Origin of the sequence: Variovorax sp. RCC_210 (genome assembly GCF_041355175.1) — a bacterium.
GTDB lineage: Bacteria > Pseudomonadota > Gammaproteobacteria > Burkholderiales > Burkholderiaceae_C > Variovorax.
Window position 1 is genome coordinate 12,410 of the sequence record NZ_JBFUPJ010000008.1, and the last position, 26,565, is coordinate 38,974.

Below are 26,565 nucleotides of genomic sequence, written 5' to 3' on the forward strand. Positions count from 1 at the left end.
GCGTGCTCACTGCACGCATTCGGGGTGCCGCGCCGTCACCTGGTAGCGCCCGGCGTGAAACACCAGCGGCTCGCCGTCGACGCGGTCGTAGCGCTCGACCTCGCCGATGAAGATCAGGTGGTCGCCGCCGTCGTACTGCCTCACGTTGCGGCAGACGAAGCGCGCGATGGCGCCGTCCAGCAGCGGCACGCCGGCCGTGCCTTCGCAGCAGTCCACGCCGCCGAACTTGTCGGGCAGCGGCGTCGCGAACCGGCGCGACAGGCGGTGCTGGTGCGCCGCCAGCACGTTGATGGCGAAGTGGCTCGCGCCGGTGAAGTCCGCCACGCTGGGCGCATTGCGCGACAGGCTCCACAGCACCAGCGGCGGATCGAGCGAGACCGACGAAAACGAATTGGCCGTCATGCCCACGCGCCGCCCGTCGCTCGCGCGCGTGGTCACGACGGTGACGCCCGTGCTGAACTGGCCGAGCGCCCTGCGGAAGTCCTGCCGGTCGAAGCGACAGGCATCGGCCATGGGCTCCTGCTGCACCTCCTGCTGCACGTTCTGCTGCACCTCCCGCTGCATCACGCGGCCTCGACCGAGGTCTCGATGTACCGGTCCGCCTCCACCGGGTCGGCGAACCACGGGAAGAAGGTGCGCGGGTCGTCGAAGCCGTTGGCAATCGCGCTGGCCAGCGGCGGCACCGCGCCCGCCGTGCCCAGCAGCTTCAGCACATGGTCCGGCGGCGGCATCAGCAGCATGTTGGTCCACTGCGTGACCCATTGCGAATAGCCGAACCAGTAGCGGTCGAAGGTCTGCTGCATCCATGCGGCGTCGGCCGCGCCCTCGCCGCGCGCGACGATGCTCTTCAGGTACACGTCGGCGCACTTGGCCGCGTTGTTGGAGCCCTGGCCGGTGATCGGGTCGTTGAGCACCACCACGTCGGCCAGGCCCAGCACCTTGCGGCCCGACGGCAACGTGGCCACCGGCTTGCGCACGGTAGGCGCGAAGCGCCCGGCGAGGATGCCGTTGTCGTCGGTGAGCGCGATGTCGCGGCAGCGCTCGGCCTCCCACGGCACGAAGGTGTCGAGCACCCACTTGCTGCGCGCGAGGTGCTCCTGCGGTGTCTTCACGTCGGCCCAGCAGTCCATCGGGCCGCCCGGCACGCCTTCGAACACCATGATCTCGCAGGGGCCCGAGGTGGTCAGCGCCGGAAACACGAAGTACTCGCCCACGCCCGGAATCAGGTTGAAGCTCACGCGCGAGAACGGCTCGGCGGGCTTCATGCCCTTCACGTAGGTGAGCGCGAGCGCGCGCTGCGGCGCGTCGAAGCGCGACTTGTGGGCGTCGCGCGCGAAGAGCTTCGAAATCTCGCCCTTGCCGCTGGCCACCAGCGTGAGGTCGTGGCTGCGGGTGCAGGCCTCCAGCTCGTCGATGCCCGCGTCCTTGAACACCAGCTCCCCGCCCTGGCGCTGGAACTCGGCCATCCAGGCCGGCACCTTCACGCGCTGGTCGACCGACTGCGCGCTCGAATGGAGCCGCGCCGCCCAGTCGATGACCTTGGCGCCCTTCTGCTCGGGGTGCGGCACGGCCAGGCCGATGCCGTCGACCGTGGGGCACTCCTTGGCCCAATGGTCCAGCCCCAGCTCGCGCTCGATCTGCAGCGAGGTGTGGAACATGCACTGGCTGGACATCACCTTGCCCTGGCGAATGTCGTCCGCGGTGCGGTTGCTGTACATCGTGACCTCGTAGCCCGCGCGCAGCAGGCCGAGCCCGAGTTGCAGGCCCGACTGGCCCGCGCCGATGATGGCGATTCGTTTCATGGTGTTGCTCCGAGTAGGTTCGTAGGTTCGTAGGTTCGCGGCTTCGTCAGTCCATCAGCTTGGGAATGGCCGGCACCGCCTGCTCCGGGCCCATGGCGGAGTAGCCGCCGTCCACCGCGTAGTCCGCGCCGGTCACGAAGCTCGCGTGGTCGGAGCACAGGAACAGCACCACCTGCGCCACCTCGTCGGGGTCGCCGACGCGCCCCAGCAGGTGGAAAGGTGCGGCCACGCGATCGGTCTTGGCACGGTCGCCGCCGCTCAGCTTGTCCATCACGGCCGACCACGTCCAGCCCGGCGACACGCTGTTCACGCGGATGCGGTCGCCCGCCAGGTCCATCGCCATGTTGCGCGTGAGCTGCGCCATCGCGGCCTTGCTCACCGGGTACAACCAGCGCCCGGTCTGCGCCACGCGCGACGAGATGCTCGTGAAGTTGACGACCGCCCCGCCGCCCGCGGCCACCATGTGCGGATGCACCGCCTGCAGCATGGCCACGGCGCTGGCGACGTTCACGTTGAACGAGGTGAGCCAGTCGGCTCGCGGCGACTTGAAGCCGTCGTCCACGTACGAGCACGCCAGGTTCACCAGGAAGTGCACGCCGCCGTGGTGCCGCGCCGCCTGCGCCACGCAGGCCTGCACCTGCGCGTCGTCGGTGATGTCGGTGCGCACGAAGCGCACGCCGGCGCCCAGTGCATCGGCCAGCGCCTGGCCGTTGGCTTCGTCGATGTCGGCGACAACAACCTTCACGCCGGCGGCGTGCAGGGCCCGCACCACGCCGGTGCCTATCAATGTGGCGCCGCCGGTGACGATGGCGCTGCGTCCTTCGAGTCCCTTGAACATGGGGCTGGCTCTCCTGGGTAGTGAACGGTGGGAACAGAGGGGATGTCGCAGGCCGCGTGGCCTGTGGGCGTACCTTAGGTGGGCAGGGGCCGCAGCCGCATCCCGCAAGCGCAGCCGATGTCCCTGGCGCGCAGCTTTTTGCCGAGGGGCGATCCGAATTGTGGGCAGGGATGGTTTTTGCTACGGTGCCACTGCCCCACGCCATCTCCATGGAAACCGCCGCCATCACCCCAGTGCTGCCGCTGCAGCGCTACCGCCTGTTCGAGAGCCACGACATGGACGAGGCGCGCGAGAGCGTGGCCCGCGTGTTCTGCCCGCACGGCCTGACCATGCTGCGCCCGCGCGTCGAGCTCGACGCCTGCCACCACAGCGCGCGCCTGCACCGCGACGTGAGCCTCAACTACGTGCAGTACGGCCCCGGCGTGCAGATCGACCCGGGCTACCTGCAGGACTTTTTCCTGCTGCAGATTCCGCTGCGCGGCGGCGCCGACATCCGTTGCGGCAGCCAGCAGGTCGACGCCACGCCGCGCATGGCCTCGCTGCCCTCGCCCACCGAGCCGCTGTCGATGCGCTGGGCCGACGACAGCCCGCACCTCATCGTGCGGCTCGCGCGCGCGGCGCTGCTGTCGCGGCTCGAATCGCTGCTGCAGGCACCGCTGAAGCAGGCACTGGTGTTCGAGCTGGGCGTGCCGCTGGACAACCCCGCGCTCGCGCCGCTGGTGCACTTCATCGACTACCTGCGGCTCACGCTCGATGCCGGCAACGCGCTGCAGGCGGGCGGCCGCCTCGGCGAGCATGCCGAGGAATACCTGATGTCCAGCCTGCTGATGTCGGCGGGCCACAACCATTCACGCGCGCTGGCGGGCGACACGCAGCGCCAGCTGCTGCCGCGCGTGGTGCGCAGGGCGCAGGAGTACATGGCGGCGCACGCGGCGCAACCGCTGTCGCTGGCGGACGTGTGCGGCGAAGTGGGCTGCAGCGCACGCGCGCTGCAGCAGGCGTTTCGCCAGCATGTGGGCCAGGGGCCGATGGAGTTCCTGCGCGAGCTGCGGCTCGACCGGGTGCGCGAGGAACTCAAGGCAACTGCCCATGGGGCGGACGCGGGGGTGCGCGAGGTGGCGCAGAAGTACGGCTTCCTGCACCTGGGGCATTTCGCGGCGCAATACCGCGCACGCTTCGGCGAACGGCCGTCGGAGACGCGAGAGACACGCGACAGGCGCTGACACCCTGAGGAGCGGTCGATGGGTCGCCGGTCCGATGGCGCCCGGCAAAGGCGCAACGCAATGTTCGCGCAATGCGGGTTCATAGCATCGCGGGTCTGGCACTCGGCCAGGCCACGCGTACCTCCATGACCTTCGCTCCTGCCCCAACGCCGCGCGATTCGAGCGCCGGCCGTCTCCGTCGTCTTGAACTGCTCGATGCGCTGCGCGGCTTCGCGCTGGCCGGCACGCTGATGCTCTGCGTGCAGCGCGTTCCGCTGCTCGACGCGCGATGGGTGCTGCTGGCGATGCTGTTGCTTGGAGGCAGCACCGCGGGAGTATTGCGGGAATCGGTGGCGCATTGGCGCTTCTGGCGCGTGCTGTTGGTGGGAAGCCTTGTCGTCACGGCGGGGCCTTTGCTGCAAGACGGCAGCGCCACTGCCTGGGCGCGCGCACTACTGCGGCAGGCCGCACCGCTCTCGCAGGGCCTGTTCTGTGTCGCCGCCTTCGTGTTGCTGTTCCAGCGCGCGGCTTGGCGCCGCAAGCTGTGCAAGCTCTCGCCGATGGGGCGCATGGCGTTCACCAATTGCGCGGTGCAAGGGCTGGTCGGCCTGGTGCTGCTTCCCCGGCTCGGGCTCGACGTGGAAAGCGTCGTGGGTGCGGCAGTGCTCGGGGCCGTTATCTTCGCGCTGCAGGCCATGGCCAGTTGCTGGTGGATGACGCGCTTTCACCATGGGCCGCTCGAGTGGGCCTGGCAACGGCTGGCGCACGCCCGGCGGTCGGCGCAGGTCAGGGTCAGGGCCGTTCGCGGCGCCTGAGGCCGGCGCTGGCCCGTTGGCCTACATCCAACGCCGCAGGCCGATGACCCCCGCGCCGGAGTGGGCTGGGTATGTTGGGCTACAACCGAGTCTCGCAACCCCCCAACCCGAACCGAGGAGTGCATTCATGCCAGCCAACGCCAATGTCACCGGAGACGTCGAATACAGGGCCGGCGACGGCCCCCTGATCCTCATTCCCCAAGGCCCGATCGAAGTGGAGCTGGCACCCGACAGCGCCGTGCTGAGCTGGGGCGACGCCGGCAACATCCAGACGGCGGCCATTCCCCTGGCCGAATACCAGCGCTACCTCGACGAAGGCGTGATCGAGCCCCATTGAAGCGCTCGCCCGACGCACTTGCTTGTGCGTCGCCCATGAAAAAACGGCCCCGCGGGGCCGTTTTGCTTGATGCATGCGCGGCCGCGAGGGCCGCAACGCATCAATTACTTCTTCTTGGCAGGCGCGGCAGCCTTCTTGGCGGGTGCGGCGGCCTTCTTGGCTGCGGGCTTTGCAGCCGGCTTGGCGGCGGCCTTGGCAGCCTTGGCGGCGGGCTTTGCGACCACGGCCTTGTCAGCCTTGCGCTTGGCAGCCTTCGGGTCCACGGCGGCCTTGAAGGCAGCGCCCGGCACGAACTTCGGCACCTTCTGTGCAGCGATCTTGATCTTGGTACCGGCGCTGGGGTTGAAGCCCGAGCGTGCGGCGCGAGCGACTTGCTTGAAAGTGCCGAAACCGACGATCTGCACCGGGTCGCCCTTCTTCACTGCGGCAACGATCGAGCCGGTGATGGTCTCGAGGATGCGCGCGGCTTCTGCCTTGCTGACGTTGTGGGCGGTTGCGATTTTTTCGACGAGTTCGATGCGGTTCAACTGAGTTCCTAATAGGTTTGATTTCGCCATGTTGCCTATGGCGGCGCAGCACAAATACAAGCTGCAAGCGGGGGGAGTTTATTCGACTGCGAGAAGGCCTATGTAACTCGGCCACTTAAAGTGATATCGCGAGGGCTGCGGCGGGGTGTTTTGCGAGGATGCGGAACGAGGAGCGAAGGTCGATTGCTCCTCTGTGCGTGGAAGTTTTGTGCCCAATGCTTGTCGGTTTTTTGTTCTTCGCCATCGACAGGATTCATGCCGAGTTAAGCAAGGCGCAAAGTTGGGAGCAACGATCGCGCATCGAACTTCGCTCATGCAATGTACGAGGGCGTTAGCGCATCGCTTGAGCGCGTTGCGGAGAAGCTGAAAAGAGGGATGTGATGCGAAGGCCCATCGTCGAGATGAACAGCATCGAGCTCCGAAAAGACAAAAGGGTTAGCAGACGAATCTGCTAACCCTTGTCGGAACTGGCGGAGTGGACGGGACTCGAACCCGCGACCCCCGGCGTGACAGGCCGGTATTCTAACCAACTGAACTACCACTCCTGGTAGACAACGTTCACTTCTTGCGAAGCCGAGTGCTGACGACTCGTGCCGGCTTCACTTGCGTGAAACTGGCGACCCTACGGGGATTCGAACCCCGGTAGCCACCGTGAAAGGGTGGTGTCCTAGGCCTCTAGACGATAGGGTCAAAACCTTAGGAACCGTGCTGCGATCAGCACTTATCTCTTCTCTCGACACTTAATGGTGGAGGTAAACGGGATCGAACCGATGACCTCTTGCATGCCATGCAAGCGCTCTCCCAGCTGAGCTATACCCCCTGTGGGTGTCGAGCCTCGAATTATAGCCCGTTTATCAGGCCTTTTTCAATCTTTCGATAACTTTTTCTTTCGAAAAGATCTCGAGGACTGAATCGAGGGACGGTGTCTGCGATGTTCCCATCACAAGCACACGTACTGGCATCGCTAACGCTGGCATTTTCATGCTGTGCGCTGCGAGCACTTCCTTGATCATAACTGAGATTGAGGCCTTATCCCAGGTCGCAGTTATCAATTTTTCGGCGAGTGTTGCAATCGCGGGCTTAACGGCCTCGGTGATGTGCTGTGCGCGGTCTTCTTCCGTCACCGTGATGTCCGCATAGAACGCCGCCGCCCAGTTGGCCAGCGCCACAGTGGTGTCGCAACGGTCCTTGAAGAGCGCGCAGATTGCCGGCAGCCGCTCGTCGCTCACGATGCCGCGCTTTTGCAGTTGCGCGGCAACCAGCGGCGCAAGCGCTTCACCGCTCTTTGCCTTGATGTACTGCGCGTTCACCCAGGCGAGCTTTGCAGCGTCCCACTGTGCGGGGCTCTTCGAGAGGTGCGTGCCGTCGAACCAGCTCACCATCTGTTCGCGCGTGAAGAGCTCGTCGTCGCCATGGCTCCAGCCCAGGCGCGCGAGGTAGTTCAGCATGGCCTCTGGCAGGTAGCCGTTCTCTTCATATGCAGTGACGCTCACCGCGCCACGGCGCTTGGAGAGCTTCTGCCCGTCGTCGCCAAGAATCACCGGCACGTGGCCGAACTCGGGCAGCGGTGCGCCAAGCGCGCGGAAGATGTTGATCTGCCACGGCGTGTTGTTGATGTGCTCGTCGCCGCGGAACACATGCGTGATGTTCATGTCCCAGTCGTCGACCACCACCGCGAAGTTGTAGGTGGGCACACCGTCGGGCCGCAGGATGATCAGGTCGTCGATCTCGCGGTTGTTGATGGTGATCTCGCCCTTCACCAGGTCGTTCCACGTCACGTCGCCTTCGGGCGGATTGCAGAAGCGCACCACCGGTGGCACGCCTTCGGGCACGGGCGGCAGCACCTTGCCCAGCTCGGGGCGCCAGCGGCGGTCGTAGAGCGTCTTTTCGCCGCGCGCGCGTTGCGCCTCGCGCATCGCGTCGAGTTCGGCGGGCGTGCAGTAGCAGTGGTAGGCCGTGCCGGCCGCGAGCATCTGCGCGATCACTTCGCGGTAGCGCTCCAGGCGCTGCATCTGGTAGATCGGGCCTTCGTTGTAGTCGAGGCCGAGCCAGTGCATCGACGCCAGGATCTGGTCGGTCGAGTCCTGCGTGGAGCGGGCCACGTCGGTGTCCTCGATGCGCAGCACGAACTCGCCGCCGTAGTGGCGTGCGTAGGCCCACGAATACAGCGCGGTGCGCGCGGTGCCCAGGTGAAGAAAACCCGTGGGGGACGGTGCGATGCGGGTACGTACTTTGCCGGTCATGTCTTTATCGTGGATTCAGGGTGCCCAGGCCGCGCGAAAGGTCGGCCTTGATGTCTTCGGCGTGCTCGAGGCCGACCGCGAGGCGGATCAGCCCCTGGCCGATGCCCGCAGCCTGGCGCTGCGCTTCGGTCAGGCGCCCGTGGGAGGTGGTGCCGGGGTGCGTGATGATGGTTTTCACATCGCCCAGGTTGGTGGCGACGCTCACCACGCGCGTGCTGTTGATGACGTGGAACGCATTGGCGCGGGCCGTCTCGGGCGTGTCGCCGACCACGTCGAACGACACCACCGCACCGCCCTGCCCCGACTGCTGCTGCATGGCCAGCTCATGCTGGGCATGCGACGTGAGGCCAGGGTAGTACACGCGGGCGATGCCGGGCTGCTTTTCGAGCCACTGCGCAATGTCGAGCGCATTGGCGCAATGCGCCTTCATGCGCACGCCCAGCGTCTCGATGCCCTTGAGCACCACCCACGCATTGAACGGCGCCAGCGCCATGCCGGCGGTGCGCACCACGGGGCCGAACACGTCGACGATGTACTTCGCGGGGCCGCAGATCGCGCCCGCCATCACGCGGCCCTGCCCGTCGAGGTGCTTGGTGCCCGAGTGGATGACCAGGTCGGCCCCCAGCGAGGCCGGGCGCTGCAGGATGGGCGTGCAGAAGCAGTTGTCCACCGCCAGCAGCGCACCCGCGGCATGCGCCACGTCGGCCAGGGCGCGGATGTCGCATACCTCGGTCAGCGGGTTGGTCGGCGTTTCGGCGAACAGCAGCTTGGTGTTGGGCTTGACGGCCGCGCGCCACTCGGCCACGTCGGTCTGCGAGACGAAGGTGGTTTCCACGCCGAACTTGGCGAACTCCTTGCCGAACAGGTTCAGCGTGGAGCCGAACACCGAGCGCGAGCAGATCACGTGGTCACCGGCCTTCAGCAGGCCCATGCACATCATGAGGATCGCGCCCATGCCGGTGGACGCGCCGATGGCCGCCTCGGTGCCTTCGAGCGCCGCGATGCGCTGCTCGAAGCTGGTCACCGTCGGGTTCGAGGTGCGCGAGTAGGTGAAGCCGGGCTCGGTGCCCGCAAAGCGGCGCATCGAGGTTTCGGCGTCGGGCTGCACGAAGCCGCTGGTGAGGAACAACGCGTCGGAGTGCTCGCCGTACTGGCTCGGCGCGAGGCCGGTGCGCAGCGCGAGCGTGTCGGGGTGCAGGCCGGGCGGCAGGGTGCGTTCGTCGGTCACTTCAGCTCTCACTCACTGAGGTTGGGCAGCGCGAGGCGCGAAGAGTCTTCCTCGGTCTCTTCGATGCGCGGGCGGTTGCCGTTCATGCGCGAGATGGCTTCGGTGTCGATGTCGCCGGTCACGTACACGCCGTCGAAGCAGGAGGCGTCGAAGCCGTCGAGCTTGCCGTTGAGCGAGCCGATGGCGCGCTTCATGGCATCGACGTCCTGGTAGATCAGCGCGTCGCAGCCGATGAGCTGGCGAATTTCCTCGATGGTGCGGTCGTGCGCCACCAGCTCGCCCTTGGTCGGCATGTCGATGCCATAGACGTTGGGGTAGCGCACCGGTGGCGCGGCGCTGGCCAGGTAGACCTTGCGGGCGCCGGCGTCGCGTGCCATCTGCACGATTTCCTGGCTGGTGGTGCCGCGCACGATCGAGTCGTCGACCAGCAGCACGTTGCGGCCCTTGAACTCGCTGGCGATCACGTTGAGCTTCTGGCGAACCGACTTCTTGCGCACGCCCTGCCCCGGCATGATGAAGGTGCGGCCCACGTAGCGGTTCTTCACGAAGCCTTCGCGGTACGGCACGCCCAGCAGGTGCGCGAGCTGCGTGGCGCTCGGGCGGCTCGACTCGGGAATCGGGATGATCACGTCGATCTGGTTGGGCGGCACGGTCGAGACCACGCGCTTGGCCAGCGTTTCGCCCAGGTTCAGGCGCGCCTGGTAGACCGAGATGCCGTCGAGCACCGAGTCCGGACGCGCGAGGTACACGAACTCGAAGATGCACGGGTTCAGCGACGGCGACTCGGCGCACTGCATGGAATGCACCTTGCCTTCGAGGTCGATGAACACGGCCTCGCCCGGCGCGATGTCGCGCTCGAACACATGGCCGGAGCCTTCGAGCGCGACCGACTCGCTGGCCACCATCACGGCGCCGTCGGCGCTGCGGCCCATGCACAGCGGGCGAATGCCGTATGGATCGCGGAAAGCGAGCAGGCCGTGTCCGGCGATGAGCGACACCACGGCATAAGAGCCGCGCAGGCGCTTGTGCATGTTCTTGACCGCCGCGAACACCTCGGCCGGGTGCAGCGGCACGCCGCGCGACGAGCGCTCCAGCTCGTGCGCCAGCACGTTGAGCAGCACTTCGGAGTCGCTCTCGGTGTTGGTGTGGCGGTGGTCCGTGGAGAACAGCTCCGAACGCAGCGCGTGGGCATTGGTCAGGTTGCCGTTGTGCACCAGCACGATGCCGAAGGGCGCGTTCACGTAGAAGGGCTGCGCCTCTTCCTCGCTGTAGGCGTTGCCGGCGGTCGGGTAGCGCACCTGGCCCAGGCCCACGTTGCCCGGCAGCGCGCGCATGTTGCGCGTGCGGAAAACGTCGCGCACCATGCCCTTGGCCTTGTGCATGAAGAACTTGCGCTCGAGCAAGGTGACGATGCCAGCCGCGTCCTGGCCGCGATGCTGCAGCAGCAGCAGTGCGTCATAGAGCAGTTGATTGACGGGTGCGTTGCTGACAACGCCGACGATTCCACACATGAACGATTCCTCTCAGGGCAGGTAGCTTGCCAACTTTTCAGGCAGCGCAGGCTTCAGGCCCTGCAGTGCCGCATCGAGAACAATGGCGCTGCGCGATTCGTGCCACCAGGCACTGTCGCTCAACACCAGCAAATGAACAACGACGGCCAGCACGAGCAGGGCCACCGCACCCCGCGCCGCACCGAACGCTGCTCCCAAAATCCGGTCCACCGGCCGCAGACCCACGACCGTGATCAACTTGCGCGTCAGCGCGGCCACCAGGCCCACGCCGAACACCACCGCCACGAACACCAGCACGAAGGCCAGCGGATAACGCCACGCCGCCTGCGGCTCGCCGAACGGCAACCATGCCGCCACACCGGAGGCCAGCCACTGGGCGGCGACGAAGGCGGCCACCCAGCCGATCAGCGAGATCACCTCGAACACCAGGCCGCGCATCAGGCCGAAGAGCATCGACACCCCGATGAGCGCGACGGCGGTCCAGTCGAGCATGGCCACGGCGACAGGCGGCAGTGCTTACAACGTGAGGATCGCGGCCGACAAAGACAAGCCCTTGACCTTCTCCGCCGCTCGGTCGGCCTCGGCACGCGAGGCGAACGGGCCGACACGCACACGCGTGCGTTCGCCGTCGGCCGTCTTGGCCACGTGCACATAGGTCTTCAAGCCGGCGCGCTCGAGCTTCTGGCGCACTTCGCGCGCCTTGTCCGCATCGGCGAACGCACCGACCTGCACCACGAAGCGGCCAGCGGCGGCCTCGTCGGCGGGCTTGGCCGCAGCGGTGGAGGCCGTCGAAGGCTTGCCTTCGAGCAGCGCACGCGCGCGCGCGCCGTCGTCCGCGGTGGCAGCCGGCTTGGGCTTCGATTCAGGCTTCGTTTCGGGCTTGGCTTCCGACTTCGGCTTCGGCTCTGGCTTGGGTTCGGGCTTGTGTTCCGGTTTCGGCTCGGGCTTGCGCTCCGGCTTCGGTTCCGGCTTGGGCTCGGGCTTGCGCTCCACGGGCGCGGCTGGCGTAACGGGGGCAACAGCCGCGGGCGTGCTGGCGGCAGGCTTGCTGGAATCGATCTCGGTGCCGTCGGCGGTCTCGGTAATCATGCCGCCGGCGGAGGCCACGCGCGAGCCGTTGTCGGGCGCGGTCGGGGCGGTGCTTGCAGCAGGCGCGGGCGTGGCCGGCACGGGCAGCGGCTTGACCTTGTTGCGGTCGGGAATCTCGATGGGAATGTCGACCGACACGGGGCGCGGCTGCGTGTCGAACAGCAGCGGGAAACCGATCACGCCGAGCAGCACCAGCACCGCTGCGCCCAGCAGCCGGTGGCGCGCACGCCGACGCATGGATTCGACACTTTCCGCCGGCACGGCAGCCGGTGCGCTGCGTCCTTCGTTGCCTTGTGGGCCGCGCGTGCGGAACTTGAAAAACGCCATGAAGTTCGATCCCTGAAGGAGTGCAGCGAGGTGTGCCCGATGGTGCCGGATGGGTGTGTGGACAGCCCGACGATCAGCCGCCTGGCAGCAGGTGTTTGGCTTGCAGCCGGGGGGTGCCGTTTTCAAGCACGCCACCCACGGTGAAGAACGATCCGAAGACGACGATTCTATCAGCGGGGTCTGCGTGCTCGATGGCCGCGCGCAACGCGTCCATCGGGCCTGCATGCACGCTGCCCGAGGCATCCGCGCGAGTGTTCTGCGCCTGCCAGGCGGCCAGCAAGTCGGCCCCCTTGGCCGCGCGCGGCGTGGGCAGGTCGGTGAAGTACCAGCGGTCGATCAGCGGGCCGATGCGCGCCAGGATCGGCGCGAGGTCCTTGTCGGCCATCACGCCGAACACGCCGTGCGTGGTGGGGTAGAAACCCATCGCGTCGAGGTTCTCGGCCAGCGCGGCCACGGCGTGTGCGTTGTGCGCCACGTCGAGCACCAGCGCGGGCTCGCCCGGCACGATCTGGAAGCGCCCCGGCAGCTCGACCATGGCCAGCCCGTTGCGAACGGCCTGCGCGGTGATCGGCAGCTGCGGCCGCACCGCTTCCAGCGCCGCGAGCACGCCCGCGGCATTGATGAGCTGGTTGGCGCCGCGCAGCGCTGGATAGGCCAGCCCGCTGTAGCGCCGGCCGCGGCCCGACCAGCCCCACTGCTGCTTGTCGCCCGACACGTTGAAATCGGTGCCGAAGCGCCACAGGTCGGCGCCGATGGCGTTGGCGTGGTCGATCACGCTTTGCGGCGGCATCGGGTCGCTCACGATGGCGGGCTTGCCGGCGCGCAGGATGCCGGCTTTCTCGAAGCCGATGCTCTCGCGGTCGGGCCCGAGGTACTCCATGTGGTCGAGGTCGATGCTGGTGATGACCGCGCAGTCGGCGTCGATGATGTTCACCGCGTCCAGCCGGCCGCCCAGGCCCACTTCGAGGATCGCCACGTCGGGCTTTTCCTCGATCATGCGATGCAGGATGCCGAGCGTCGTGAACTCGAAGTAGGTCAGGCTCAGGTCGCCGCGCGCCTTTTCGACCACTTCGAAGCTTGCTATCAGTTTGGAAGCATCGACGGCTTCGCCCTTGAGCCGCAGCCGTTCCTCGAAGCGCACCAGGTGCGGCGAGGTGAACACCGCGGTGCGGTAGCCCGCGTGCGTGAGGATCGACTCGAGCATGGCGCAGGTCGAGCCCTTGCCGTTGGTGCCCGCCACCGTGATGACGGGGCAGTCGAAGCGCAGCCCGAGGCGCTGCGCCATCTCTTTGGCACGCTCGAGCCCGAGCTCGATGTTCTTGGGATGGAGTTGCTCGGCGCGCGCGAGCCAGTCGTTAAGGGTTTCCATGGAGGCCGGCATTGTCGCCGACCCGCCGATCGCGGCATCATCGCGGCCATGACAACCCTATACGGCATCCCGAACTGCGACACCGTCAAGCGCGCGCGCACCTGGCTCGACGAACACGGCGTCGCCTACACCTTTCACGATTTCAAGAAACAGGGCGTGCCCGAGTCCGAGCTTGACCAGTGGCTGAAGCAGCCCGGCTGGGAGGCGCTGCTCAACCGCAAGGGCACCACGTGGCGCAAGCTCGACGAAACCACCCGCAACGGCGTCGTCGATGCCGCGTCGGCCCGCCCGGTGCTGCTGGCCAACCCCAGCCTCATCAAGCGCCCCGTGGTCGACTGGGGCCCGAAAAAAGCTGTAACCACCGGATTCGACGCGCAGGCCTGGGCTGTCAACGGCGTGTAAACCCCGGAACCCGCCCGGCGCGGGCGCCTCCAACCGGCATCTGCAGGAGAGACACACCATGAACAAACTTGCTTTTCGCACCCTTGCCGGCCTTTCGGTGGCCGGCGCCCTGGCGGCGGGCACCGGCCTCGTGCACGCCCAGCAACAGGGGCAGGTGGTGCAGGCCCGCGTGGTCTCGGCCACGCCGGTGCGCGAAACCACCGGCAGCGACGTCAGCTACAACGTCACCTACGAATACAACGGCCAGCGCTACACCACCCGCATGAACAGCCGGCCCGGCGCAACCATTCCCATCCAGGCGAGCGGTTACGGCGTGACGACCTCGGCGGTGGCGCCGCAGGCGCAGGTTCAGACCTATCCGGTGGAGGCCAGCGGCAGCGGCTACCAGCAACAACAGTCCGGCGGCTCGCCGTGGGACAACGTCGTGCCCGAACCCGGCGTGGTGGTCGGCGCCGGGGGCCCGGCGCCCGTGTATGCGCAGCCGGCGCCCGTGTACGCACCGGCCCCGGTGTACGTCGACCCGGGCTATGCCTACGCCTACCCGCCGGTGGGCATCTCGCTGAACCTGGGCTATTCGCGGGGTTGGGGCGGCGGCTACTACGGCCACGGCTACCGCGGCTGGGGTGGCGGCTACCGCGGCGGCTGGCACCGCTGAGCCACGGGCCGTCGGCGCCGGCCGGCCAAGCCCCTAAAATCGAGGACTTTTCCAACCCTTGACGGGTGCGCCGCAGGTGCGGTGCGTCCTCGATTCGCCGACCGCCATGGCGCCGGCGCCACCCAATGACGACGACTACCGACACTATCAACAGCGCCGCAGTGGCCACCAAGGCCAATGTGTACTTCGACGGCAAGTGCGTGAGCCACAACCTCACGCTGGCGGACGGCACCAAGAAATCGGTCGGCGTGATCCTGCCGTCCACCCTCACCTTCAACACTGGCGCCCCTGAAATCATGGAAGGCGCCGGCGGCAGCTGCGAATACCAGCTCGCGGGCACCACCGAGTGGCTCGCCTCGGGCCCCGGCCAGAAGTTCAGCATTCCCGGCAACTCCAGCTTCCAGATCCGCGTGACTGGCGAGCCCTACAGCTACATCTGCCACTTCGGCTGAACCGCGAACCCGCGAACCGGAACCCCTGACATGTCGACCATCCTCCAAAACGTTCCCGCCGGCCAGAAGGTCGGCATCGCCTTCTCGGGCGGCCTGGACACCAGCGCGGCGCTCCACTGGATGCGCAACAAGGGCGCCATTCCCTACGCCTACACCGCCAACCTCGGCCAGCCCGACGAGCCCGACTACGACGAGATCCCGCGCAAGGCGATGCTCTACGGCGCCGAGAACGCCCGCCTGATCGACTGCCGCGTGCAGCTGGCCAACGAAGGCATCGCCGCCCTGCAGGCCGGCGCGTTCCACGTGACCACCGCCGGCGTGACCTACTTCAACACCACGCCGCTGGGCCGCGCGGTGACCGGCACCATGCTGGTGTCGGCCATGAAGGAAGACGACGTCCACATCTGGGGCGACGGCAGCACCTACAAGGGCAACGACATCGAGCGCTTCTACCGCTACGGCCTGCTCACCAACCCCAACCTGAAGATCTACAAGCCCTGGCTCGACCAGGTCTTCATCGACGAGCTGGGCGGGCGCGCCGAAATGTCGGCGTTCATGCAGCAGGCCGGCTTCGCCTACAAGATGTCGTCCGAGAAGGCCTACTCGACCGACTCCAACATGCTCGGCGCCACGCACGAGGCCAAAGACCTCGAGCACCTGAACAGCGGCATCCAGATCGTGCAGCCCATCATGGGCGTGGCCTTCTGGAAGGACGAAGTCGAAGTCAAGCGCGAGACCGTGTCGGTGCGCTTCGAAGAAGGCGTGCCCGTGGCGCTGAACGGCGTGCGCTACGCGAACCTGGTCGACCTGATCCTCGAGGCCAACCGCATCGGCGGGCGCCACGGCCTGGGCATGAGCGACCAGATCGAAAACCGCATCATCGAGGCCAAGAGCCGCGGCATCTACGAGGCCCCCGGCCTGGCGCTGCTGTTCATTGCCTACGAGCGCCTGGTGACCGGCATCCACAACGAAGACACCATCGAGCAGTACCGCGACAACGGCCGCAAGCTCGGCCGCCTGCTGTACCAGGGCCGTTGGTTCGACCCCCAGGCCATCATGCTGCGCGAGACGGCGCAACGCTGGGTGGCGCGCGCCATCACCGGCGAGGTGACCATCGAGCTGCGCCGCGGCAACGACTACTCGATCATGAACACCGAGTCGGCCAACCTCACGTACAAGCCCGAGCGCCTGAGCATGGAAAAGGTCGAAGGCGCGTTCACGCCGCTGGACCGCATCGGCCAGCTCACCATGCGCAACCTGGACATCGTCGACACGCGCGAGAAGCTGGCGATCTACACGCGCGTCGGCCTGCTGTCGTCGAGCGAAGGCGCCTCGCTGCCGAAGCTGACGAACGACGGCGACGCGAACTGATCGTGCGCTGACGCCGGGGCTGACCGCAGCCCCAAAGACAACGGGCCCCTCGGGGCCCGTTTGTCATTGCGCCGGCAAGGGCTCAGTCCCCGCCGCCTCCCCCGCCGCAACCGCCCCCGCAACTGCTGCCGCCGCCGCAGCCGGACGAATCGCCGCTCGCGCCGCCACCATCGCTCGAGCCACCGCCGTCGCTGCTGCTCGACTCGCTGCCGCCGAAGCCGCCCGCGTCGCCCGAGCTGCCGCCGTCGGACGACGAGTCACCGAAGCTGGTGCCGCACTGCGTGCCCGAGCCGATGTAGCGCTCCACCGCCCGGCAGTCGGGCACGTAGGTAAAACCGCCTGCGATCGCGAACTTGACGTCCAGCGCGAACAGCAGCGGCAGCCGCGCCGGGTTGCGCGGGTCGATGCTTTCCTCCTTGCAGGCCCAGTACCAGGTGCGGCGCAGGCCGTCGTTGCGCTTGGGGTCGCGCCCCAGCACCTCGGCGGGGCTGTGGTGCAGCATGCCGCCGAAGGCCGCCTTGCACCAGTTCTGGTAGCCCTGCGTGTGCAGGATGAACTCGTGCCACGCCGTGTCGACCACCTTCGAGGGCATGGCAACGAACTTGCGGTCGCTGCGCAGGTGCGACATGAAGAACTGGCGCAGGCCGCGCAGCACCAGTTCGGCGTCGCGGCGGCTCAGCTGCGGGTGCGCCTCGCGCAGCTTGCCGATCAGAAACGGGGGCAGCCGCGCTTCGCGGATGAACTGCCGGCGCAGGCTGGTCTCCAGAAACTTGAGCACCGCCGAAAACAGCACCGCCACCAAGATCACCGAGACCACCACGCCCCAGCGGCGCGAGCCCAGGAACAAAGACAGCAACGCGAGCAATGGCACCGCACGCCGGGCCCACACCAGGGCACCGATGCGGCGCCGGAAATTCAGGTGCAGGAAGTCGAGATCCATGCCGGCCGGTCAGCAGCTCAGACGACCACCGGCTCCGGCTCCAGCCGGATGCCGAAGCGCTCGTACACGCTGGTCTGGATGGCCTTCGCCAGGGTCATCACCTCGCCGCCGGTTACCGGGTTCTCGTTGCCGCCGCGGTTCACCAGCACCAGCGCCTGGCGCTCGTACACGCCGGCATTGCCGACCGACTTGCCCTTCCAGCCGCAGGCGTCGATGAGCCAGCCCGCCGCCAGCTTGATGCTGCCGTCGTCCATGGGGTAGTGAACGATCTTGGGGTCGCGCGCGATGATGTCGGCGCACTGCTCGGGCGTGACCGTCGGGTTCTTGAAGAAGCTGCCGGCGTTGCCCAGCACGCGCCAGTCGGGCAGCTTGGCGCGGCGGATGGCGCAGATCCAGTCGAACACGTCCTGCGCGCTCGGGGTGAAGTTGCCGCTTTCTTCCATCTTGCGTTCCAGGTCGAGGTAGCCGACCACGGCCTTCCACGGCTTGGGCAGGCGAAAGCGCACCCGGGTGATCACCGCGCGGCCGGCCAGCCCGAAGTCGTTCGGGCCGCTGCGCACGTGCTTGAACACCGAGTCGCGGTAGCCGAAGGCGCACTGCGCGGCGTCGAGCGTGAAGCTGCGGCCGGTTTCCAGGTCGTAGGCGTCCAGTGACTCGAAGCGGTCCTGCAGCTCGACCCCGTAGGCGCCGATGTTCTGCACGGGCGAGCCGCCCACGGTGCCCGGAATGAGGGCCAGGTTCTCGAGCCCCGGGTAGCCGTTGCGCACCATCCATTCCACCGCGTCATGCCAGACCTCGCCGGCGCCGGCCTCGACGATCCAGGCGCGCTCGGTCTCCTCGACCAGCCGCAGGCCCTTGATCTCGACCTTCAGCACCAGCTGCTTCACGTCGCCGGTAATGACGATGTTGCTGCCGCCGCCCAGCACGAAACGCGGCGCGTCGCGCCATTGCGCATCGGCATGCAGCGCGACCAGGTCGGCTTCATCGGCAATGCGCAGCAGGTGCTGTGCACGCGCGACGATGCCGAAGCTGTTGTAGGGCTGCAGCGGGACGTTGGACTCCACGATCATGGGAGAATTGTCGCATCCAGCACCAGTGAATTCAGGAGAGAGTCCATGCCGTCTTTCGATACCGTCTGCGAGCCCAACCTGCCCGAAGTGAAGAACGCGGTCGAGAACACCGCCAAGGAGATCGCGACGCGCTTCGACTTCAAGGGCACCGCCGCCGCCGTCGACCTCAAGGACAAGGAGATCACCATGATCGGTGACGCCGAGTTCCAGCTCGTCCAGGTCGAAGACATCTTGCGCAGCAAGCTCACCAAGCGCAGCGTCGACGTGCGTTTCCTCGACAAGGGCGACGTCCAGAAAATGGGCGGCGACAAGGTCAAGCAGGTCATCAAGATCAAGAGCGGCATCGAGAGCGAGCAGGCCAAGAAAATCACCCGCATCGTCAAGGACAGCAAGCTCAAGGTTCAGGCCGCGATCCAGGGCGACGCGGTGCGCATCACCGGCGCCAAGCGCGACGACCTGCAGGCCGCCATGGCCCTCATCAAGAAGGACGTGCCCGACATGCCGGTGTCCTTCAACAACTTCCGCGACTGACCGGCGCTTCATGAAAGCGCTTGCGGCGGCCGCACGGCTGCTCGTGCTCGCCGCCGCGGTCCAGCTGGTGGCCGCCGCCGGTGTGGCGCACGCCGCCAGCTCGGTCACCCTCACCGGCAGCATCGGCAGCCGCGCGATCCTCATCGTGAACGGCAACCCGCCCAAGACCGTGGCGGTCGGCGAGAGCTACCAGGGCGTGAAGCTGGTGTCGCTGCAGGCCGAGCAGGCCGTGGTCGAGCTCGAGGGCAAGCGCGTCAACCTGCGCATGGACACGCCCGTCAGCATCGGTGGCGGGGGTGGGGGTGGAGGGGATGGGGGTTCAGGCGGCGGCAACCGCGTGGTGCTGTCGGCCGACAGCCGCGGCCACTTCATGACGCAGGGCGCCATCAACGGACGCCCCGTGACCTTCATGCTGGACACCGGCGCCACCACCGTTGCCCTGTCGATGGCCGACGCCCAGCGCATCGGGCTCGACTACAGCAAGGGCCAGCCCGTGCAGATCAACACCGCCAACGGCGTGGCGCCGGGTTTCAGGCTCCGGCTCAATTCGGTGCGGGTGGGCGACGTCGAGGTCTACGACATCGACGCCATCGTGTCGCAGCAGGGCATGCCCTTCGTGCTGCTGGGCAACAGCTTCATCAACCGCTTCTCGATGCGCCGCGACGCGGACCAGATGGTCCTCGAGAAGCGGTTCTAGCGCTTCCGGCCCCGTCGAAGCCTCAGGCCTGCGCGGCCGTGACGACGATCTCGATCTTGTAGGCCGCGTTGGCCATCTTGGCCTGCACGGTGGCGCGCGGCGGCGTGTTGCCGGCTGGAATCCACGCGTCCCACACCTCGTTCATGGCCGTGATGTCGCCGATGTCGGCCAGAAAGATCTGCGTCATGAGAATGCGCGACTTGTCGCTGCCCACTTCGCCCAGCAGGCGGTCGACCATCGCCAGCACCTGCGCGGTCTGGCCGCGGATGTCTTGCGCGGTGTCGTCGGGCACCTGGCCGGCGAGGTAGACGGTGCCGTTGTGAACGGCGGTTTCAGAAAGGCGGGGGCCGACGTGGTGGCGGGTGATGGTGGCCATGGTGTGTGTTCCTTCAGTTCGTTTTCTTCTTGGCGCCGAGCTTCGACTCCGTGCCGGCCGCGAGCCGGCGGATGTTTTCGCGGTGCCGCCAGATCAGCAGCAGGCTCATGATGATGAGCGCAATCAGCACCGTGCGGTCCAGAGGCCATGCGATGTTGCCGCCTATCAGGTAGTAGGCCGGCGCAAAAAAGGCCGCCACCAGCGACGACAGCGACGAGTAGCGGAAGAACACCGCGATGATCAGCCAGGTTGCGCCCGTGGCCAGCCCCAGCCAGGGCGCGATGCCCACCAGCACGCCGGCCGCCGTGGCCACGCCCTTGCCGCCCTGGAAGCCGAAGAACACCGGGTACAGGTGCCCGAGGAACGCGGCCAGCCCCGCCAGCGCGGCCACGCCGGCGCCCAGGCCCCACTGCGCGCCGAACTGGTGGATGACGAACACCGGCACCCAGCCCTTGTCCGCGTCCAGCAGCAGCGTGGCCAGCGCCGCGCCCTTGTTGCCCGAGCGCAGCACGTTGGTGGCGCCGGGGTTCTTGCTGCCGTAGCTGCGCGGGTCGGCCATGCCGAGCGCCTTGCTCACGATGACCGCGAACGACAGCGAGCCGATCAGGTAGGACGCCACGACGGCCACGATGGCGGCGAGGGAAGGCAAGGTGAAGCTCAAGACGGCACTCCGCGGGAAAGGTTGTTCTTATTCGGCGACGACCGCCTGGGGCGGCTATTCTGCCAGCGCACATTGCACCGGCGTGGCGCCCAGCAGGTCCACGCACACCCGCGGATCGATGCCGATCAGGTAACCGCGGCGTCCGCCGTTGAGCACGATCCGCGGCAGCGCCAGCACCGTGGCCTCCACGTACACCGGCATCTCGCGCCGCGTGCCGAAAGGCGAGGTGTCGCCCACCATGTAGCCGCTGTGGCGCTGCGCCACCTCGGGCTTGCACGGCTCGACCGACTTCGCGCCGATCTGCCGCGCCAGGTTCTTGGTCGACACCGTGCGGTTGCCGTGCATCAGCACGATGAGCGGTTTGGCGTCCTGGTCCTGCATGACCAGCGTCTTGATGACCATGAACGGGTCGAGCCCCAGCATCTCGGCGCCGCGCTGGGCGCCGCCGTGCTCCATGTACTCGTACGGGTGCTCGGTGAAGGCGACCTTGTGCGCCCGCAACAGCTGGGTTGCGGGCGTTTCTGACACATGGACCTTCTTGCTCATCGAAGTACCTTCGTGCTTCGCACTGCGGCACGCGCTTGCCTGGGGCGGCCCGGCGCTGCGCTCACGCCGCCGGGTCGCGGATTTCCAGGCGGATCTTGTCGATTTCCGCCAGCACTTCCGGCGACAGCGTGGTGCCGTACACGTCCAGGTCTTCTTCCAGCTGCGCCACCGAGGTCACCCCGATGATCGTGCTCGCCACCTGCCACTTGGTGTAGCAGAAGGCCAGCGCCAGCTGCGCGGGCGTCAGGCCGTTGTCGCGCGCCAGCTGGTTGTAGCGGCGGGCGGCGCGCAGCGCGTCGGGCTTGCCCCAGCGCTGCTTGCGCACCGACTCGTAGCTGGAAATGCGCGCGCCCTTCGGTGCGTCGGGGCCGTCGATGCCGCTCTGGTCGTACTTGCCGGTGAGCAGGCCGAAGGCCAGCGGCGAGTACGCTAGCAGCGACACGTTCAGCCGGTGCATCGTCTCGTCCAGGCCGTTTTCATGCGCGCGGCTGATCAGGCTGTACACGTTCTGCACCGTGGCCACGCGCGGCAGGCCGTGCTGCTCGGCCAGGCGCACGAACTCGTGCACGCCGTACGGGGTTTCGTTCGACAGGCCGATGGCGCGCACCTTGCCCGCCTTCACTAGCTTGCCCAGCGCCTCGAGCTGGTCGTGGATCGGCGTCTTCGACGTTTCCTTGGCCGGGTCGTAGTACATGGCGCCGAACACCGGCACGTGGCGCTCGGGCCAGTGGATCTGGTACAGGTCGATGACGTCGGTCTTCAGGCGCTTCAGGCTGGCGTTGCACGAGGCCTCGATGTCCGCCGCCGTCATGCCGCTGCCTTCGCGCACCCAGGGCATGTTGCGCGAGGGGCCCGCCACCTTGGTGGCCACCACCAGCTTCTCGCGCGCGCCGGGGTTCTTGCTGAACCAGTTGCCGATGATGGTCTCGGTGATGCTGAAGGTTTCCTTGCGCGTGGGCACCGAGTACATCTCGGCGGTGTCGATGAAGTCGACGCCGCGCTCCAGCGAGCGGCTCAGGATGGCATGGGCGGTGGGCTCGTCCACCTGTTCGCCGAAGGTCATCGTGCCGAGGCAGATGGGTGTGACATGCAGGTCGCTTTGACCGAGTTGGATCTTTTTCATGCGCGGGATGCTACCGTCCCCGCCCGCACCCTGCTCGCGGCGGGCGCAAAACCCGAGCGACCGCGCCTTGCCTCGCCTTCCCTCGCCTCGCTTCGCTTTTTTTCGCCCTGCCACCTGTCCTGTGGCGGACTGCGCCGACACGAAGGCCTCCTTATCATCGGTCGCCATGTACCAAGCCCTTCGCCCCTCCCGCAGTGAATTCGTGCCCGTGCGCAACCTCAGCTACCACGTGCGCCTGTGGGGCCAGCCCTCCGACACGCGCCCTCCCCTGGTTCTGGTGCACGGCTGGATGGACGTGGCGGCCTCCTGGCAGTTCGTGGTCGACGCCATGGCGCAAGACCGCTTCATCATCGCGCCCGACTGGCGCGGCTTCGGCCTCACCGAGGGCGGCGGCGTCGACAACTACTGGCTGGCCGACTACCTGGCCGACCTCGAATGGCTGCTCGACCACTACGTGGGCGAGCCGAAGGAAGGCGAAAGCCCCCGGCAGGTCGACCTGGTCGGCCACAGCATGGGCGGCAACGTCGCCATGCACTACGCCGGCGTGCGGCCCGAGCGCATCCGCCGCCTGGTCAACCTCGAAGGCTTCGGCATGCCCGCGCGCAAACCCGAGGAGGCGCCCGCGCGTTACGGCCAGTGGATCGACGAGCTCAAGCGCCTGCACCGTGGCGAGATGGCGCTGGCCGGCTACTCGGCGGTCGAGGGCGTGGCCCGCCGCCTGATGAAGACCAACCCGCGCCTCACGCCCGACAAGGCCAACTGGCTGGCCAGCCACTGGTCGGTGAACCACGGGCAGCCCGACGGCGCCGAGCGCTGGCAGATCCTGGGCGACGCGGCGCACAAGATCGTCAACGCCCACATCTTCCGTGTCGACGAAACGCTGGCGCTCTACGCACGCATCACCGCGCCGCTGCTGATGGTCGAGGCCTCCGACGACAGCCTGCACGGCTGGTGGAAGAACCGCTACACGCTCGAAGAATTCCACGAGCGGCTGAAGTCCGTGCCCGTGGCGCGCATCGAGCGGCTCGACGACGCGGGCCACATGCTGCACCACGACCAGCCGCAGCGCGTGGCGCAGATGATCGAAGAATTCATCGGGGAGCCGATCAGGAACACCGCGGGCTGAGTCGCATCGGGACATCGCTTCATGGCCGACCCCGACCTCTCCGACCTCGGCGCCTTCGTGGCGGTGACCCGGGCGCGCGGCTTTCGCGGGGCGGCCGCGCTGCGCGGCGTGTCGCCCTCCTCGCTGAGCGAGGCCATGCGCCGGCTGGAGGCGCAACTGGGCGTGCGCCTGCTCAACCGCACCACGCGCAGCGTGACGCCCACCGAGGCCGGCCAGCGACTGCTGGAGCGCATCGGGCCCGCGCTCGACGACATTGCCGGCGCGCTCGACACCCTCAACAGCTTTCGCGACAGCCCCACCGGCACGCTGCGGCTGAACGTGCCGATCATCGTGGCGCAGCGCGTGCTGCCGGCGCTGGCCAGCCGCTTCCTGGCGGAGCATCCGGGCATCACGCTCGAAGTGACGACCAACGACGCCTTCGTCGATGTGCTCGCCGAAGGCTTCGATGCCGGCGTTCGTTATGACGAGAGCATCGCGCGCGACATGATCGCCGTGCCGCTGGGTCCGCGCACCCAGCGCTTCGTGGCGGCCGCCGCGCCCTCTTACCTGGCAACGCACGGCACACCGAAACACCCGACCGACCTGCTGCAGCACGCCTGCATCGGCCACCGGTTTTCCAGCGGCGTGCTCGCGGCCTGGGGCTTCGTGCGCAAGGGCAAGGTCGTGAAGATCACGCCGAGCGGACCGTTGTTCGCCTCCATGCCCGACCTGGAAGTGCACGCCGCCGAATCGGGCCTGGGGCTGATCTACACCTTCGACGAATACGTGCGCCCCGGCATCGACCAGGGCAAGCTGGTGCCGGTGCTCGAGGAGTGGTGGCAGAGCTTTTCGGGCCCGTTCCTGTACTACCCGAGCCGCACGCACATGCCGGCGCCGCTGCGTGCATTTGTCGATTTCCTGAAGCGCGAAGGCTGACGCGCTCGGTCTCTCGCGGCGCCTCCCCGACCTCTCGCGATATTCGCCCAGCGGATAACCAAGCGCGCGAATCTTCGTTCGCGCCGCAGTCACCGCACCCTAGAGTGCGCAGCTCCCCTTGCCTCCCCGGAGTTGCCCGTCATGCGCTTTTCTTCGCGCGCGCCCTTGCTGGCGCGCTGGTCCGTGCCCTTGCTGGGCGGCCTGGCCCTGAGCCTGCTTGTTCATGTGTCTGCCCAGGCGGCCGACCTGCGCGTGGGCTTCATGCCCGGTCCGTACCGCGACGCCTTCACCAACGGCATCGAGCCGCAGCTGAAGAAGCTGGGCTACACCGTGAAGTACGTGGAGTTCAGCCAGGGCGTGCAGCCCAACGACGCGGTGGAGCGTGGGCAGATCGATGCCAACATCTTCCAGCACACGCTGTACCTCAACGCCACCAACAAGCAGCAAGGCTTCGACCTGGTGCCCATCGTGCACGTGCCGACGCCGCCCATGGGCCTGTACTCGCAGCGCCACAAGTCGCTGGACGCGGTGCCCGACGGCGCCACCGTCACCCTGCCGGCCGACCCGGTGAACGCGGCGCGCGCGCTCAACATCCTCGCGGCCGTGGGCTGGGTCACGCTGAAGCAGGGCGTGAGCCCGCTGGCCGTGTCGGAGCGCGACGTGGTCAACAACCCCAAGCGCCTGAAGCTCGTGCCGCTGGACGCCGCGCAGGCCCCGCGTTCGCTGGCCGACAGCGACATCGCCGCCGTGCAGGGCAACTTCGCCGTGGCCTCGGGCCTGAAGCTCACCGAGGCGCTGAAGCTGGAGGACATGACGCTGCCCTACGTGAACGTGGTGGCCGTCAAGCGCAGCAACGAGAACGCAAAGTTCGCCAAGGACATCGCCGCGGCCTACCAGTCGCCCGAGTTCCAGCGCTTCTTCAAGGCCAACCCGACCTGGGCCGGCTACCGCCTGCCCGACTACTTCGCCCAATGAGCGCCTCGAACCACAACCCCCACAGCCCCCACAGCCCACGCTCCCCCCGGCCCAGGCAGCTGCACCTCAACGTCAACATCCTGCACTCGGGCTTCGTGCCCTCGGCCTGGCGCCTGCCCGAGGCCGACCCCTGGGCCTTCGCCGACATCCAGCACTACATCCGCACCGCGCAGATCGCCGAGGCGGGCAAGCTCGACGCGGTGTTCCTAGCAGACAACGCGGCCATTGTCGACCAGATCCACTTTCGCCCGATCACCGCGCTGGAGCCGACCATCCTGCTGGCCTGCGTGGCCGCGGCCACGACGCACATCGGGCTGATCGCCACGGCGTCAACCAGCTACAACGAGCCCTACAACATCGCGCGGCGCTTCGCCACGCTCGACCACGTGAGCAACGGGCGCGCGGGCTGGAACGTGGTGACCACGGCCGACCTGCCCTCGGCGCGCAACTTCGGCCTGGACGCCACGCCCGACCATGCGAAGCGCTACGCGCGCGCCTCGGAGTTCGCCGACATCGTGAAGGCGCTGTGGGACAGCTGGGAAGACGACGCCTTCGTCGGCGACAAGGCCAGCGGCAGCTTCATCGACGCGACCAAGGTGCACCCGATTGCGCACCGCGGCGAGCACTTCGCGGTGCAGGGCCCGCTGAACCTGCCGCGTGCGCCGCAGGGCCATCCGGTGCTGGTGCAGGCGGGTGCGTCGGCCGACGGGCGCGAGCTGGCGTCGCGCCATGCGGAGGCGGTGTTCTCGGCCTCGCAGTCGTTCGAGGAATCGCTGGCGTACGCCCGCGCGCTGAAGACCCGCGCGGCCGAACTGGGCCGCGGCCCCGACGCGGTGAAGGTGCTCGCGGGCCTGACGACCATCGTCGGCAGCACGGAGGCCGAGGCGCGCCGCCGTCGCGACGAGCTGGTCGACCTGATTCCGTGGGACTACAGCCTCACGCGCATCGCCGGCACGCTGGGCATCACGCCCGACCGCCTGAAGCTCGACGAGCGCCTGCCCGAAGACCTGCCCCTGCCCGGCAATGGCAACGGCAACCACACCTTCTTCAACGCGGTGGTGGCGGCAGGCCGCACCCACGGCTACACGGTGCGCCAGCTGATTCGCGAGCTGGCGGGCGGCGGCGGTCACCGCGTGATCGTCGGCACGCCCGAGCAGATCGCGGACGACATCGAACACTGGTTCAAGGCCGGTGCGGCCGATGGCTTCAACCTGATGCCCGATGCGCTGCCGCACGGGCTGCAAGACTTCGTGGACGGCGTGGTGCCGATCCTGCAGAAGCGCGGGATCTTCCGCACCGACTACGAGGGGCGCACCTTGCGCGATCACCTCGGGTTGGCGCGGCCTGGCGGACGGGTGGCGCAGCGGTTGGCTGCTTGAGTTCGGCTGTTCAGGGCGGTCGTTGATCGGCCGCAAGCCAGCAACGTGCCCAGTTGAA

Annotated in this window: 29 protein-coding genes and 3 tRNA genes; 13 read left to right on the forward strand and 19 right to left on the reverse strand. The window is 67.7% G+C overall.

Annotation, left to right across the window (positions count from 1 at the left end; translation table 11 throughout):
* Nucleotides 1-6: 6 nt before the first annotated feature.
* From AB6807_RS21520 to AB6807_RS21530, 3 genes are read right to left on the reverse strand one after another with little or no spacing between them, the layout of a single operon-like run.
* Entirely contained in the window at nt 7-564 is a 558-nt protein-coding gene (locus tag AB6807_RS21520; protein WP_371086181.1) for a flavin reductase family protein, read from the reverse strand.
* Nucleotides 564-1,802, reverse strand: a complete 1,239-nt coding sequence (locus AB6807_RS21525) for a styrene monooxygenase/indole monooxygenase family protein (RefSeq protein ID WP_371086182.1) — start codon at nt 1,800-1,802, stop codon at nt 564-566. Before AB6807_RS21525 ends, AB6807_RS21520 begins: the two co-directional genes overlap by 1 nt.
* A 46-nt stretch (nt 1,803-1,848) precedes the next feature.
* Entirely contained in the window at nt 1,849-2,640 is a 792-nt protein-coding gene (locus tag AB6807_RS21530) for an SDR family oxidoreductase (protein ID WP_371086183.1), read from the reverse strand.
* Nucleotides 2,641-2,849: 209 nt separating this feature from the next.
* Here AB6807_RS21530 and AB6807_RS21535 point away from each other — a divergent pair, with 209 nt between their 5' ends.
* The 3 genes from AB6807_RS21535 to AB6807_RS21545 all read left to right on the forward strand — a co-directional run bounded on the left by AB6807_RS21535 (nt 2,850) and on the right by AB6807_RS21545 (nt 4,994).
* Nucleotides 2,850-3,863, forward strand: coding sequence for an AraC family transcriptional regulator (locus tag AB6807_RS21535; RefSeq protein WP_371086184.1), 1,014 nt, complete (start codon nt 2,850-2,852; stop codon nt 3,861-3,863).
* Nucleotides 3,864-3,988: 125 nt separating this feature from the next.
* Entirely contained in the window at nt 3,989-4,657 is a 669-nt protein-coding gene (locus AB6807_RS21540; RefSeq protein ID WP_371086185.1) for a DUF418 domain-containing protein, read from the forward strand.
* A 127-nt stretch (nt 4,658-4,784) separates the two neighbouring features.
* The gene (locus AB6807_RS21545; protein WP_116911101.1) at nt 4,785-4,994 is read left to right on the forward strand and encodes a hypothetical protein; all 210 of its coding nucleotides are present in this window, start codon (nt 4,785-4,787) and stop codon (nt 4,992-4,994) included.
* A 104-nt stretch (nt 4,995-5,098) separates the two neighbouring features.
* Here AB6807_RS21545 and AB6807_RS21550 read toward each other — a convergent pair whose 3' ends face one another.
* The 10 genes from AB6807_RS21550 to folC form a co-directional block, all read right to left on the reverse strand.
* On the reverse strand, nt 5,099-5,575 hold the full coding sequence (locus AB6807_RS21550) for an HU family DNA-binding protein (RefSeq protein WP_371086186.1): 477 nt from the start codon (nt 5,573-5,575) through the stop codon (nt 5,099-5,101).
* A gap of 414 nt (nt 5,576-5,989) precedes the next feature.
* A tRNA-Asp gene (locus AB6807_RS21555) sits at nt 5,990-6,066 on the reverse strand.
* Nucleotides 6,067-6,135: 69 nt separating this feature from the next.
* Nucleotides 6,136-6,211 (reverse strand) — tRNA-Glu (locus AB6807_RS21560).
* Nucleotides 6,212-6,265: 54 nt separating this feature from the next.
* A tRNA-Ala gene (locus AB6807_RS21565) sits at nt 6,266-6,341 on the reverse strand.
* A 34-nt stretch (nt 6,342-6,375) separates the two neighbouring features.
* Nucleotides 6,376-7,764, reverse strand: coding sequence for a glutamate--tRNA ligase (gene gltX, locus AB6807_RS21570; RefSeq protein ID WP_371086187.1), 1,389 nt, complete (start codon nt 7,762-7,764; stop codon nt 6,376-6,378).
* Between the two features lie 4 nt (nt 7,765-7,768).
* Nucleotides 7,769-8,992, reverse strand: a complete 1,224-nt coding sequence (locus AB6807_RS21575; RefSeq protein ID WP_371086188.1) for an O-succinylhomoserine sulfhydrylase — start codon at nt 8,990-8,992, stop codon at nt 7,769-7,771.
* 8 nt (nt 8,993-9,000) lie between these two features.
* Nucleotides 9,001-10,503, reverse strand: a complete 1,503-nt coding sequence (purF, locus tag AB6807_RS21580; RefSeq protein WP_116911097.1) for an amidophosphoribosyltransferase — start codon at nt 10,501-10,503, stop codon at nt 9,001-9,003.
* Nucleotides 10,504-10,515: 12 nt separating this feature from the next.
* Nucleotides 10,516-11,001, reverse strand: coding sequence for a CvpA family protein (locus AB6807_RS21585; protein ID WP_116911096.1), 486 nt, complete (start codon nt 10,999-11,001; stop codon nt 10,516-10,518).
* A gap of 18 nt (nt 11,002-11,019) precedes the next feature.
* Nucleotides 11,020-11,919 carry an SPOR domain-containing protein gene (locus AB6807_RS21590; RefSeq protein WP_371086189.1) on the reverse strand — a complete coding sequence of 300 codons (900 nt, stop codon included), beginning with the start codon at nt 11,917-11,919 and terminating at the stop codon, nt 11,020-11,022.
* A 73-nt stretch (nt 11,920-11,992) separates the two neighbouring features.
* On the reverse strand, nt 11,993-13,300 hold the full coding sequence (gene folC, locus AB6807_RS21595) for a bifunctional tetrahydrofolate synthase/dihydrofolate synthase (protein WP_371086190.1): 1,308 nt from the start codon (nt 13,298-13,300) through the stop codon (nt 11,993-11,995).
* A 36-nt stretch (nt 13,301-13,336) separates the two neighbouring features.
* On the opposite strand from folC, the gene AB6807_RS21600 reads away from it, so the two are divergent.
* From AB6807_RS21600 to argG, 4 genes are all read left to right on the forward strand, one after another.
* Nucleotides 13,337-13,690, forward strand: coding sequence for an ArsC family reductase (locus tag AB6807_RS21600; RefSeq protein ID WP_371086191.1), 354 nt, complete (start codon nt 13,337-13,339; stop codon nt 13,688-13,690).
* A 58-nt stretch (nt 13,691-13,748) separates the two neighbouring features.
* On the forward strand, nt 13,749-14,345 hold the full coding sequence (locus tag AB6807_RS21605) for a hypothetical protein (RefSeq protein ID WP_371086192.1): 597 nt from the start codon (nt 13,749-13,751) through the stop codon (nt 14,343-14,345).
* Between the two features lie 125 nt (nt 14,346-14,470).
* Entirely contained in the window at nt 14,471-14,797 is a 327-nt protein-coding gene (locus tag AB6807_RS21610) for a pyrimidine/purine nucleoside phosphorylase (protein ID WP_116911091.1), read from the forward strand.
* 30 nt (nt 14,798-14,827) lie between these two features.
* Nucleotides 14,828-16,168, forward strand: coding sequence for an argininosuccinate synthase (argG, locus tag AB6807_RS21615; RefSeq protein ID WP_116911090.1), 1,341 nt, complete (start codon nt 14,828-14,830; stop codon nt 16,166-16,168).
* An 82-nt stretch (nt 16,169-16,250) separates the two neighbouring features.
* Here the strand turns inward: argG and AB6807_RS21620 are convergent, their stop codons facing one another.
* A complete protein-coding gene (locus AB6807_RS21620; RefSeq protein WP_371086193.1) occupies nt 16,251-17,108 on the reverse strand; it encodes a hypothetical protein in 858 nt (285 codons plus the stop codon).
* Nucleotides 17,109-17,125: 17 nt separating this feature from the next.
* Nucleotides 17,126-18,178 (reverse strand): UDP-N-acetylmuramate dehydrogenase, encoded by a 1,053-nt coding sequence (gene murB / locus AB6807_RS21625; RefSeq protein ID WP_371086194.1) that lies wholly within the window; start codon nt 18,176-18,178, stop codon nt 17,126-17,128.
* A 45-nt stretch (nt 18,179-18,223) separates the two neighbouring features.
* On the opposite strand from murB, the gene AB6807_RS21630 reads away from it, so the two are divergent.
* Together AB6807_RS21630 and AB6807_RS21635 are read left to right on the forward strand one after the other, a co-directional pair.
* Nucleotides 18,224-18,709 (forward strand): YajQ family cyclic di-GMP-binding protein, encoded by a 486-nt coding sequence (locus AB6807_RS21630; RefSeq protein WP_116911087.1) that lies wholly within the window; start codon nt 18,224-18,226, stop codon nt 18,707-18,709.
* 10 nt (nt 18,710-18,719) lie between these two features.
* Nucleotides 18,720-19,406: a TIGR02281 family clan AA aspartic protease gene (locus AB6807_RS21635; RefSeq protein ID WP_116911086.1), complete on the forward strand. Its 687-nt coding sequence runs from the start codon at nt 18,720-18,722 to the stop codon at nt 19,404-19,406.
* Between the two features lie 22 nt (nt 19,407-19,428).
* Here AB6807_RS21635 and AB6807_RS21640 read toward each other — a convergent pair whose 3' ends face one another.
* The 4 genes from AB6807_RS21640 to AB6807_RS21655 form a co-directional block, all read right to left on the reverse strand.
* A complete protein-coding gene (locus AB6807_RS21640) occupies nt 19,429-19,782 on the reverse strand; it encodes a RidA family protein (RefSeq protein ID WP_116911085.1) in 354 nt (117 codons plus the stop codon).
* Between the two features lie 13 nt (nt 19,783-19,795).
* Nucleotides 19,796-20,443, reverse strand: a complete 648-nt coding sequence (gene plsY / locus AB6807_RS21645) for a glycerol-3-phosphate 1-O-acyltransferase PlsY (RefSeq protein ID WP_371086195.1) — start codon at nt 20,441-20,443, stop codon at nt 19,796-19,798.
* Nucleotides 20,444-20,497: 54 nt separating this feature from the next.
* Complete coding sequence (locus tag AB6807_RS21650) at nt 20,498-20,989, reverse strand: aminoacyl-tRNA deacylase (protein WP_371086196.1); 492 nt, start codon at nt 20,987-20,989, stop codon at nt 20,498-20,500.
* Nucleotides 20,990-21,050: 61 nt separating this feature from the next.
* Nucleotides 21,051-22,112, reverse strand: a complete 1,062-nt coding sequence (locus AB6807_RS21655) for an aldo/keto reductase (RefSeq protein ID WP_371086197.1) — start codon at nt 22,110-22,112, stop codon at nt 21,051-21,053.
* Nucleotides 22,113-22,278: 166 nt separating this feature from the next.
* Here AB6807_RS21655 and AB6807_RS21660 point away from each other — a divergent pair, with 166 nt between their 5' ends.
* From AB6807_RS21660 to AB6807_RS21675, 4 genes are all read left to right on the forward strand, one after another.
* Nucleotides 22,279-23,238 (forward strand): alpha/beta fold hydrolase, encoded by a 960-nt coding sequence (locus AB6807_RS21660; protein ID WP_371086198.1) that lies wholly within the window; start codon nt 22,279-22,281, stop codon nt 23,236-23,238.
* A 21-nt stretch (nt 23,239-23,259) separates the two neighbouring features.
* Nucleotides 23,260-24,153: a LysR family transcriptional regulator gene (locus AB6807_RS21665; RefSeq protein ID WP_371086199.1), complete on the forward strand. Its 894-nt coding sequence runs from the start codon at nt 23,260-23,262 to the stop codon at nt 24,151-24,153.
* A 141-nt stretch (nt 24,154-24,294) separates the two neighbouring features.
* Nucleotides 24,295-25,128: a MetQ/NlpA family ABC transporter substrate-binding protein gene (locus tag AB6807_RS21670; protein ID WP_116911079.1), complete on the forward strand. Its 834-nt coding sequence runs from the start codon at nt 24,295-24,297 to the stop codon at nt 25,126-25,128.
* On the forward strand, nt 25,125-26,507 hold the full coding sequence (locus AB6807_RS21675) for an LLM class flavin-dependent oxidoreductase (RefSeq protein WP_371086200.1): 1,383 nt from the start codon (nt 25,125-25,127) through the stop codon (nt 26,505-26,507). The genes AB6807_RS21670 and AB6807_RS21675 overlap by 4 nt, the downstream gene beginning before the upstream one ends.
* Nucleotides 26,508-26,565 lie beyond the last annotated feature (58 nt).